Annotated in this window: 13 protein-coding genes and 2 pseudogenes; 2 read left to right on the top strand and 13 right to left on the bottom strand. The window is 38.0% G+C overall.

The window, feature by feature from the left end; genetic code table 11:
- Positions 1-2: 2 nt before the first annotated feature.
- The 6 genes from ACY3FQ_RS18085 to ACY3FQ_RS18060 form a co-directional block, all read right to left on the bottom strand.
- Positions 3-611: a hypothetical protein gene (locus ACY3FQ_RS18085; protein ID WP_005006032.1), complete on the bottom strand. Its 609-nt coding sequence runs from the start codon at positions 609-611 to the stop codon at positions 3-5.
- A 31-nt stretch (positions 612-642) separates the two neighbouring features.
- Positions 643-1,476, bottom strand: coding sequence for a hypothetical protein (locus ACY3FQ_RS18080; protein ID WP_489774599.1), 834 nt, complete (start codon positions 1,474-1,476; stop codon positions 643-645).
- Positions 1,477-1,488: 12 nt separating this feature from the next.
- Positions 1,489-2,130: a hypothetical protein gene (locus ACY3FQ_RS18075; protein ID WP_047471704.1), complete on the bottom strand. Its 642-nt coding sequence runs from the start codon at positions 2,128-2,130 to the stop codon at positions 1,489-1,491.
- A gap of 219 nt (positions 2,131-2,349) precedes the next feature.
- A complete protein-coding gene (locus tag ACY3FQ_RS18070; RefSeq protein WP_038350029.1) occupies positions 2,350-2,880 on the bottom strand; it encodes a hypothetical protein in 531 nt (176 codons plus the stop codon).
- A gap of 200 nt (positions 2,881-3,080) precedes the next feature.
- A complete protein-coding gene (locus tag ACY3FQ_RS18065; protein WP_024160761.1) occupies positions 3,081-3,563 on the bottom strand; it encodes a hypothetical protein in 483 nt (160 codons plus the stop codon).
- Positions 3,564-3,642: 79 nt separating this feature from the next.
- Entirely contained in the window at positions 3,643-4,077 is a 435-nt protein-coding gene (locus ACY3FQ_RS18060; protein WP_038350030.1) for a DUF6573 family protein, read from the bottom strand.
- Positions 4,078-4,227: 150 nt separating this feature from the next.
- On the opposite strand from ACY3FQ_RS18060, the pseudogene ACY3FQ_RS18055 reads away from it, so the two are divergent.
- Together ACY3FQ_RS18055 and ACY3FQ_RS18050 are read left to right on the top strand one after the other, a co-directional pair.
- Positions 4,228-4,356: pseudogene (locus tag ACY3FQ_RS18055) on the top strand (cold-shock protein); the annotation flags it as partial.
- A 231-nt stretch (positions 4,357-4,587) separates the two neighbouring features.
- Positions 4,588-4,725, top strand: a pseudogene (locus ACY3FQ_RS18050) (excalibur calcium-binding domain-containing protein); the annotation flags it as partial.
- Between the two features lie 69 nt (positions 4,726-4,794).
- Here ACY3FQ_RS18050 and ACY3FQ_RS18045 read toward each other — a convergent pair.
- From ACY3FQ_RS18045 to ACY3FQ_RS18015, 7 genes are all read right to left on the bottom strand, one after another.
- Positions 4,795-5,133 (bottom strand): hypothetical protein, encoded by a 339-nt coding sequence (locus ACY3FQ_RS18045; RefSeq protein ID WP_024160759.1) that lies wholly within the window; start codon positions 5,131-5,133, stop codon positions 4,795-4,797.
- A gap of 157 nt (positions 5,134-5,290) precedes the next feature.
- On the bottom strand, positions 5,291-6,325 hold the full coding sequence (locus tag ACY3FQ_RS18040; RefSeq protein WP_489774598.1) for an adenine nucleotide alpha hydrolase family protein: 1,035 nt from the start codon (positions 6,323-6,325) through the stop codon (positions 5,291-5,293).
- A gap of 239 nt (positions 6,326-6,564) precedes the next feature.
- Positions 6,565-7,041, bottom strand: coding sequence for a hypothetical protein (locus ACY3FQ_RS18035; RefSeq protein WP_005006052.1), 477 nt, complete (start codon positions 7,039-7,041; stop codon positions 6,565-6,567).
- A 72-nt stretch (positions 7,042-7,113) separates the two neighbouring features.
- On the bottom strand, positions 7,114-7,428 hold the full coding sequence (locus tag ACY3FQ_RS18030; RefSeq protein WP_024160757.1) for a hypothetical protein: 315 nt from the start codon (positions 7,426-7,428) through the stop codon (positions 7,114-7,116).
- A 12-nt stretch (positions 7,429-7,440) separates the two neighbouring features.
- Positions 7,441-8,283 carry a hypothetical protein gene (locus tag ACY3FQ_RS18025; RefSeq protein WP_057694152.1) on the bottom strand — a complete coding sequence of 281 codons (843 nt, stop codon included), beginning with the start codon at positions 8,281-8,283 and terminating at the stop codon, positions 7,441-7,443.
- A 251-nt stretch (positions 8,284-8,534) separates the two neighbouring features.
- A complete protein-coding gene (locus ACY3FQ_RS18020; protein WP_024160755.1) occupies positions 8,535-9,065 on the bottom strand; it encodes a hypothetical protein in 531 nt (176 codons plus the stop codon).
- 43 nt (positions 9,066-9,108) lie between these two features.
- Positions 9,109-9,672, bottom strand: coding sequence for a hypothetical protein (locus ACY3FQ_RS18015; protein WP_057694171.1), 564 nt, complete (start codon positions 9,670-9,672; stop codon positions 9,109-9,111).
- Positions 9,673-9,760 lie beyond the last annotated feature (88 nt).

Below are 9,760 nucleotides of genomic sequence, written 5' to 3'. Positions count from 1 at the left end.
GATTAAATATATTCTTCAACCGTACTGGTCATAAGTTTTTTCATCTTGTAAGGTTTGTAATGAGGAACATAACAAGGCTTGCAAACTGATTCATAGGTTTTGGTATCAGAATGATAATAAAAACGATCCAGTGGTTCATAACCGTTGCAATGATGGCAATAACGCTCAAAACCCAATGAAGTGAAGATCATCTTCTCCATAAATGCTTGTTTTTTATGTTTTGCTTTAAGTGTGGGTGAGTTTTTGACTTCACAAGAACAGATGTAATCTTGGTAATTATCTAACTCTGGTGATTCTTGGTATATACAAACAAACCGACTTAAGACATTCGGATCAAAAATATTCCATTGCTGGTCATGTTCTGAAAATAGGAAATATCCATCTGCACCTGATGGCATTTCTTTACTGTATTTCGAGTAATGGATAACATGTTTTTCCGTTGGCTCAAAGTCATTCAGGAACATTCTCAAGGTATTGATGTTCGGGAATTGGACTTTCATTAACTGTGCTTGAGTCACCAGATTGGATCTTGATTCGTAGTTCACCAGAACCATAATTTTACGGCTTTTGTCGATTCTGCCGATGATGTAATTATAGATATGATCAGACATTGTATTTTCTCCTATTCCATAGAGATCCATGTTAAGAACATGGATCATTCCCAAAAAATGCAATGAGATCGTTGCTCTGGTAGCTAAACTGCAATTCGATGTAGTCCATTTTCAGTGTGCTATCTAAGTACGGTGTAATGTCGAGTTGCACGAATGAATCAATAAATTCACTTTCTGCGCCATACGCATCTATTGAGCCTTTGAACAGCTCCAGTACATTGCATGTTACATAGTCGCCAATTTCTGATTTATGTGTCTTACATGATGGTAGGAGTGCCAAGTCATTCAGGATCACTTGAACATGAGTGCCATCATATGAGCCTTGATATAGGCTGTAATGTTTTTCAGGATTCAAGATACATTCAAGAACTAAATCAAAGTTGTTGCTGTAAGAGTTACGCATAGCGACATATACACTTTCTGCTACTGGCTTTTCGACTTTGGTGAGAGTGATTGAGTCTGAATACTCATGAGCGAACAAAATAGGGTCGTCTTCGTCTTGTTCTTCATCTGGCTCAATGTCCATTAACGCCAAGCGTCTATCTTTGGTTTCTTGGTCGAGAATTTCCCAACCATCGATAGATAAAGTACCGCCGTCAGCAAGTTGAATGAGAACAGGGGTTTCTTTGTCCTGATCTGTATTGTCCAGAATGGTGAAGATCCCTAGTAATCGAACCCATGAAGTGATTAACTTGCAAATGGGTAGGTTTTCATTAATTTCATGGCGATTCTTGCAAGACTCGCTAAACATCGCCAGATTTTCAGGGTGATTAATATCAATATAGACATTGTGCAAAACAGCATCAGCACTGGTGTTGTTTGGTGCTTCGTAGCTCAATTCAATCAATAAGTATTTTTTAGACATGATCAATATTCCTTAGTACAAAACTTCAGTGCCAACAAAGCAATCCAAAAACTTACCTTGCAGATCAAATACTAAAAATTGTTGCAGTTCTTTTTGTGTCGAGTGGATGTTAAAAACAGGCACAATCAAGCTGTCTTTTTCAAATAGGTTATGGTTGTTAATGACGAAATCATGAGCTGAATAGCAATGACCTTGCAGATATACACCGCAACGCATCAGCTTATCTAAATCAAAAGATTGAGAGATGTAGTGAACATCTTCTGGTGCATATTCACTGGCAATATCTCGGCTATATGCAAGATTGACTTGCTTGACCAAGCTTTGTTGAAAAAAGTCGCTGTCATGCACTTCTGAACGTGCGATGTCAGTAACAACTAAAATGGGTTGTGTTTCCCAAAAAATGCTGAGCAATTGATTAAAATCAAGATGCTCAGGGAATTGAACTTTTGAAGTAATAACGCCCCAATCATCAAGGGTTAAAGATAGAAAGTTTCCGTAATGATCAAGCGGAATAACCGTTAATACATTAAGGTCTTGATGCAATTCTTCGTTATACGAAAAATCAGCAAGGGAATGACCTGTATTTAATTCAGGATTCACAATAATGTTTAATGTTTTAGAACGGTTTGTAAAAAAATCAAGTAGGCTTTTCATATCTTCAACTCCAAGTTATAAGCAATTGCTTAGGTATGAATTAATTATATTTTTGAAATATCCCTTAAAAACTTTTCTCAAATTACTTATGGAACTGGCAATGAAAAATTCCAATATTTTTTAATCAATTAAAAAACATCGTATACGTCATAAAATCTAAAGGCATAAAAAAAGAGGGTAGACCTTTATTGGATCTCCCTCTATTTGTTTAATGGTTTCTTATGACAGGTTGTTTTTAAAGTACTCAATCAGTCTTAAATAAACAGTGTTCGCCATAAAATGTGAGCTATGCAGCGCATTAAAATCTGCGACATCTTCAAAACATTCAGTCAGTAATGCACTGGCGAAACCTTTATTCCATGTATTGAACTTTTCCAGTTCTGCATCTGACAGCAAATCATATTGAATCATGTCATTAATGGCCTGGCGTTGTAAATTAATCGCCACATCCATGACTTCGCCCTCAATCAATGCATGAGAATCATCAGGATTGAATCTAAATGATTCGTGAGCGTCTGCGATGACTTGAGCCTGTAACGGTGCATTGACTTCAATGCAGTAGGCTTGTGACTTGTGTTGGTGAAATAAAACGACATCCAGTTCAATGTTAAAAATAAACTGCGGATCTGCTTTGGTTGCTACGCCAATCACATTGATGACGCAACTTGGTAAACCGTCATACGCTTGGGTGAAGCTTTGTAGCAAGTGGCGCACATTAGCAGTACCAGCATTAAATTTTTGTAGTTGCATTGTCGTATCTCCAAGTTTTAAGCAATGAGCTTTGATGTAATAATTATATCGGTGCATGTAGACTGAATAACTTTTCAGTAAAAGTATTTCGGCTGATAGGCTCATGATTTCAAGTTATTTTTAATCAATTAAAAACATCGTTTACGGCCATCATCTTATGAAAGGAATAAGCTATGGGTGCTTATTCCTGGTGGGTGTGATTAGTGCGGTTCTACGTCATACGTGTTTTCATTTTCTTTAAGTCTGGCTTTTTCACGCTTCAGTCTTAAACGCTCCTGATGTTCCCTGTATAGGTTGGTGAGTTGACCGACTGGCAAATGTAGAAACTTTAGATCAATGTTTCTTACCCAACTATCAACAGCAAGCTTTTTGCTTTTTTTAACGTCTGGCACTTCGTAATGATCACGCTTGATTGCGCCTTTTACGGCATTTAACACGAGATCCGCGGTAGCTTCATTCCAGCACTTGAATAATTTAATGCCTTTAAACGCCTTATATTTTGCTGGTACTTTTTCACTGTACTTAAACAGCTCTCCAGTAGATGTCACGGCGATAAACCAGTCACAACGGACAAGCTTCATCGTTTCTATACGTTTTAATTCGTTTTTTTCTCTTTGTTGTTCTATTTCTTGCATATTTGCAAAGCCGAATAAGTCAGGGTTGTCAATTTTCATAGTCGCCATTTGAATTTTTTATACCTCTCAATGAACGTTCGGATCTCAAAAAAACCTAGCATTGTTTGGTCAATGCTAGGTGTTGTGTTTATTGGTCTTCAGGCATCATAAAAGTAATGATAGGCTCACCATTCACACCAGGCCCAACCGTAGCAATATTGGTGATTAAGGTGTCAGAAAAGGTATGCGGTGTATCTTGTAGAGCATATTTAAACTTAACGCTTTGGTCATTAAGTGCAACTGAACCACGAACGCTCATGTTCAACATATCAAAGATGGTATATCCCATTAAATCATTGATTTTTTCAGCATCAGCTTCCGTACCATTCGGAAAAATTGCTTTTGCAGCTGTCAGGTGCTTGTTATACAAGTTGCTTGTAATATAAACAGGGAACTTATAGAACTGTTTGCAATCTTTGGCATGTTCTTCTTTATCGCTAAGGCATATAATCACGCCCTCTTCTAAAGCGTCTTGTAAAGAAAAAACAGTGATGACTTCAGCACCAGCGAAAAAATTATTCATAATAGCTACTCCATGTTTTAAGCAATTGCTTTTGATGTTTTAATTATAATAAATCCATAAACCTTAAAACTTTTTTTTAAAAAAAAGATAGTATTTATTTAGGTTTAACAAATATAATTAATATAGCTTTTAATATATATGGGGTTTTAGGTGGTACTAACAGGAACAATTAAAAAATATAATAATGAGCGTGGTTTTGGTTTTATATCTACGAGTAATTTTGGTGATGTATTTTTCCATATTAAGGATTTTCAGAAAGGCGAACAGCCAATAGTAGGTCGAGAGGTCTATTTCGAGGTAGTTAAAAAAGAAAATAAAAATAGGGCAATCCATGTTTACTATTCCGACCATGAACAAACGCATGACAAGCAAAAATCATTGCCACTATATCTATGGATAATTTTTATTAGCATAGCTATTGGGGTGGCATATCTAGGTAGCATTCAATTAAAGAAATATCTATATAAAGATAATCAAACTACAAATGCTATATATCAAAAGCCAGTAGCCTATAAGTGCGATGGTCGTAAGCATTGCTCTCAAATGCGATCTAAAGAAGAAGCTGATTGGTTTGTGAAAAACTGCCCAGATACCATGATGGATGGTGACGGCGATGGCGATGCTTGTGAAAATGATTCAAGGTGGTAGTTGTATAGTTTCAGACAATAAAAAATGAGCTATTAATACTTAATTAATAACTCATTCCTTAGGTTGATTTTAGATTTCTGCCAGTGTTTTACCGTCTTGTAATTCATTAATCTGCGCCAGTGTGACAGCTTGAGCGTCATATTCTTCTGTCACATACGATACAATTTCTTCTATTGAACATTCACCAACTACACCCCAAAGCACAAAATTGGTATGGGTTTTTTCATTCCAGATCTGCTCAACTTGTTCTAGATCCAGATGCCCAATACTCACAAAAAGGTCATAAGCCAATGCCCAATTTTCGTAACGGCTGACAGATTCATCAATGATAGGATCATCAGACATTAAATAGGTCATCATTGCCTTAGCTTTACAGAACTTTTGCATTGTTTCGTTTAAAGTTGTCATAAACATCATCTCATATTGATTGGTTTAAAATCATTTTATGCTGACAGGTGGTGTCAAAAACTTATTCAAAAACAAAATTATTCCAAACCATTTTTAATCAATTAAAAAACATCGCTTGCGGTTTTCATCCTAAAAAGGTGCCAAATGGCACCCTAATTTACAGCGATCCACAACCCTCCTTGTTGAATGCGCCTGGTGGAACCGTCCAGTTATCCGTGAACACTGGTAGGTAATAACTTTCAATTTTGGACTGTACCAGTGCTTCCATATCCTGAATGTCGAATGGCTCAATGCCATTGCTCAGACTGACGACATCGATCTTTGAGCGACTGATCGTACAATCAAACTTTTGTTCATAACCAGCGATCAGCTGAGCGCGTTCAGGGTAGTAGGTGCTGATGGTTGACCAGATTTTAGGACTGTTGAAGATACAGGTCATGCATGAGCTACGGCCCCAACCTAAGCGATATGGCACTGGTGGAGTAACCTTGTACTTCTCCAGTAACTCCCATACTTGCTCTTCAGTGAAGTGAAGCACGTTCTTCCACCAGTCAACGCGTCTTGCTTTCTTACCGCTTCTACGGTCGCATGGGTGCGGTTCTAGCTGGTTGTACTTACTGCGGTTTGGTGACTCTTCACGGCGTTCACCAGTGATAAAACAAATGTTCTTGCCGTCAAAGCGTTCCTGGTTGTTCAATGCTCTGCGTCCGACATCGATCTTTAACGCTGAAGAACACCAGCGCGTCATGAGGCTGGCTGCTTGTTGTGGGAACTTCAAGCGTGTGCCTGGTTTACTGCGGTTGTTGTCGCGTTCAAGCTTAATTAAGCCCTCTGGTGTTTCTACGAAGTGGGGTTTTGAGTAGCTGTTTTCTTTGAGCATTTCGCCAAGGAAACCGCCCTCGAGCCAACTGAAGTACAATGGTGTGTCGAATGCCTGAGCGAATGCTTTGGTATAGTTTTCCATGAACACCCAATCCATGAACGGCTGGTTTTCTTCATCAATTTTGTGGTGCCAAAGCTCAATTTTGCTTTTATCTACTCCAGCCTCCAGTAAGCGCAAATACGCTGCAATCGAATCCTTACCGCCACTTAAGCAGACAATAAAAATGTCATAGATACTTAGATCGATGTCTGGTGCTTCATGAAAAACATGCTCAGCCAGTTCTTTGTTTAGATCGGTACCAGACAGCAACTCCAGTTGCCCGGCTATTGTTGGGATGATGACTTGATCATCGTACTTATGCGCTGTATTCACTCGACTTACTCCAGATTTAAGGCTTTGTGCCTTGCTTGCTATGGATTAAGTATAGAGGGGTGTACCAGGGGAAAAACTTTTCTCAAAATTTAAAAATATTGAAAATATTTTAACCAATTAAAATCATCGTAAGCGGTTATAACGTCTAGCAAAACGGCATTGCGCCGTTTCGGTGGTTACTTATATTTTTGGATGATGCGTTCAATAAATCGAATCATTGTGTCCTTATCAATTTTGGCCTGGTCGTAATTGTCATAGCTAAACATCACCAAAGCATCTTCCTGAGTGATGCCAAAAAACTCACGTACTGCTTTCCACTGGTAAACGACTGGTACAGTGACAACAGGCGCATCTTTTAGCTCTTCATTGCTGAGTATTTTTTCATACATGAAGATTGGCCCAACAGAACCATGAAAATTGAAACCTAGATTTTGGAAATACTCGACAGACGTAGCCCAACCAATCAGGCATCCTACAATATTTTTATCTAACAATTCTTCTGTGGTGAAACCTGAAAAGAAATCGGTGTGTTGTTCTGTATGGCTTGCGTCATAATCACGCCAAATGTCGAAATCAAAGCTTTCATCAGGAATGACCTCGATCACTAGCTCAATCAGCTTTTCTAAACGCTCAACGGTCGTTGCTTTGTTCATATCTGCTCCAAGTTTTAGGCGGTGTGCCAAAAGGGGTAGCGGTACATATTGGCGCACGTACCGCTGTTGGAATTACAAATCCAGTTGAATTAAGAACAGAGGTAAAGGTGCATCACTGTCTTGTGTAATGAGCATAGGCAAGAAGAAACTAAATCCCTCAAAAAACACGCCCATGTCGTAATCATCTTGAAAAGAAAAGGGCTGTGAAGTGATACTGACATTCTCAATAGCACTAATTAGTGCCTCGATGTTGGTATGTTTTGCTGTATCGATCACATACACACGAAAACCGGCTTCTGTGGTGTTCGGTATCTGTTGTACTTGCTGTGGCAAGTAAAAGCCAAGTTCGTTGATGGCACTGACGAGTTGCGGATTTTCAATTGTCATGGGTAGGTTTCCTTATTGAACTACTTTTGCGCTATTTAAATTTTGCAATGCGATATGCGTTAAACGTTGATTAATGATTTCGTCATACGGCGAAATGAAATCCTCTTGCCAGTTATGCATGAGATGTTCGATCGGGTATGTTTCCAGATATTCTTCTAATGCTTCATTCGGCTTAGGAACGAAAGCTAATGGCTCTTTAATGTTGTAATTGCTGGCGATGTATTCCAGTGGATCACAATCACCTGGTACGTTGACCGTAGCAACAAACTCAAGATAAGCACCATCGGGAAAAAACTTATTGAAGCAATCAACCACAACAGATATTTCACGGACTTCATCATCATTTAAAGTGAACTCACGGACTTCGTTATCCAGTGCAACAATTGAGCTAGATAACAAGTGGTCAAGGTCTTGTGGACGGATGTTCACGCAATTAATAACTTGGTTGATATGATGAATAATCTCGTCTTTGATTCGGTCTTCAAAAGCGTAGTTGCTGTCAAAAATAATATGATCGACATCTTCATAATTGAGTCCAAAAAACTCACGTACTGCTTCAGAACCGCGATAAACAACATTTGTTTTGAGTTCTTCATAAGTGAATGGCTCACCAGTATTCGCACGGAATGGTGCATAAAGGGGAACGCCGTCTAACATCATGAAGTTAAGTCTTTTAAATGTTTCATCAGCTGTCGCCCAACCTATGACGCAACAATTAGCATCACTATTTATAAGTTGAGCAAAAGTCATATTGTCGGTACCAGGGATCGTGCGCCATAAATCCAGATCAAAACGCTCATGTGGTACTTGCTTGATGATATTTTTTAAATGATTTAACTTATCAAGTTGATTCATTACAGGACTCCAAGTTTTAAGCAATTGCTTTCGATAGAGCCATTTTATTTAAAAAATACTAATGAATAACTTTATTGGAATTGATTAACCGACCTAAAACACGTAATGGATATTTGAAATATTTTTAATCAATTAAAATCATCGTATACGTTTTAACCCATGCTTAGACGGCGTATATACCGGTCTATTTTTCTAATGCAAAAAAAAGAGTACTTAAGTTCGGACTTAAATACTCTTAATGAGTTGGGGCATTATTTCCGATTGGCTAAGTTGAAAAATAGTGAATACATTGCATTCTTAAATAACCAAAAGGTGAGGGGATTATCCGCTTCATCTTTAGACTGGTGGCGAATGATATTCCAGTTGAAATACTTTTCTGAATAGCCCATGTGAGTGACATAAGCAAAATTACGAACGTCATTTTCTGAAACGTATTGGAATGCTTGTTTAAGCTCATTTTGGGCGTTTTGTTCGCCGTCATGGTCAAAAGCATCAGCTTCTAAGATAAGTTCGCGCATGCCGACCATAGCAAGGTATATGACTGCTTCAAAGTCATAGTTCATCATGCGTAGGAAGTGTTTTTTCAAAAAGGCTTCGTCAATGTGTTCAACTTCTTTGTAATTTTTAAGTGCGCTTAGACCATGCTCACCAAAGATATATTTAAGTACACGAAATTGAGCGCATAACGGCAAGTTTTCACCCTCCACATGTGAGCAAAGGGCGGTGTAGCGGTTCATGTCGATGACTGAGCTTAGAGATTGTTTTAAAGCGCCTAATAGCATTGTTATATCCTTTTTCGGGTTTTGTTTATTGTATGGTGTACGGTTAAGCAAGAAATGTGTTAACTAAATGAGTTGTGTCATGGTGTTGAGATAACTTTTCGGCATCCATGTCGTTATGTTCTTCATAGATAGTTTTTAAGGTTTTAATGGTTTCATGCATCAAGGTTTCATGATGCTCAGTATTGAATTTGAACTTGTGGCACTCTTTAGCAAGGGATACACGAACTTTGAATTTTTCTAAAAATTCGATGGTTTTATTGGTGGTGTCACTTTCACATCCAAAGTAACAAACATTATCAATATGCAATGCGGTTGTTTTCAGCATTAATGGATTTTTATCAAACACAAAATAAGCAAAAATGCAGCTTTCTCGACTGTTGTAAGTAATGTAAGACTTCTCAACATTAATTGCGTCCACTGATTTAAACCAAACAACGCCATCGTCATAGGTTTCAGCATGGCTTGAGAAAAGCATATAAATTAAGGTGTCGATAATTTCTGCGGTGCTGTTGCCGATAATTAAATGATTCAGACTTGAATCACTTCCGTTTGTAAATTGGTATTGAGCGACCACTTTATTTGCAAATTGATGTGCTGCGTTATTCATTATTCATCTCCAAGTTTCGGACAATATTTTCCTAAGGTTTTATTTTAATCTGAGTCACTTCATTAGAAATTTTTCTCAAAAAAAAAAG

Source organism: Acinetobacter sp. AB03, assembly GCF_058107045.1.
This window is presented reverse-complemented; position numbering and strand designations above follow the sequence as displayed.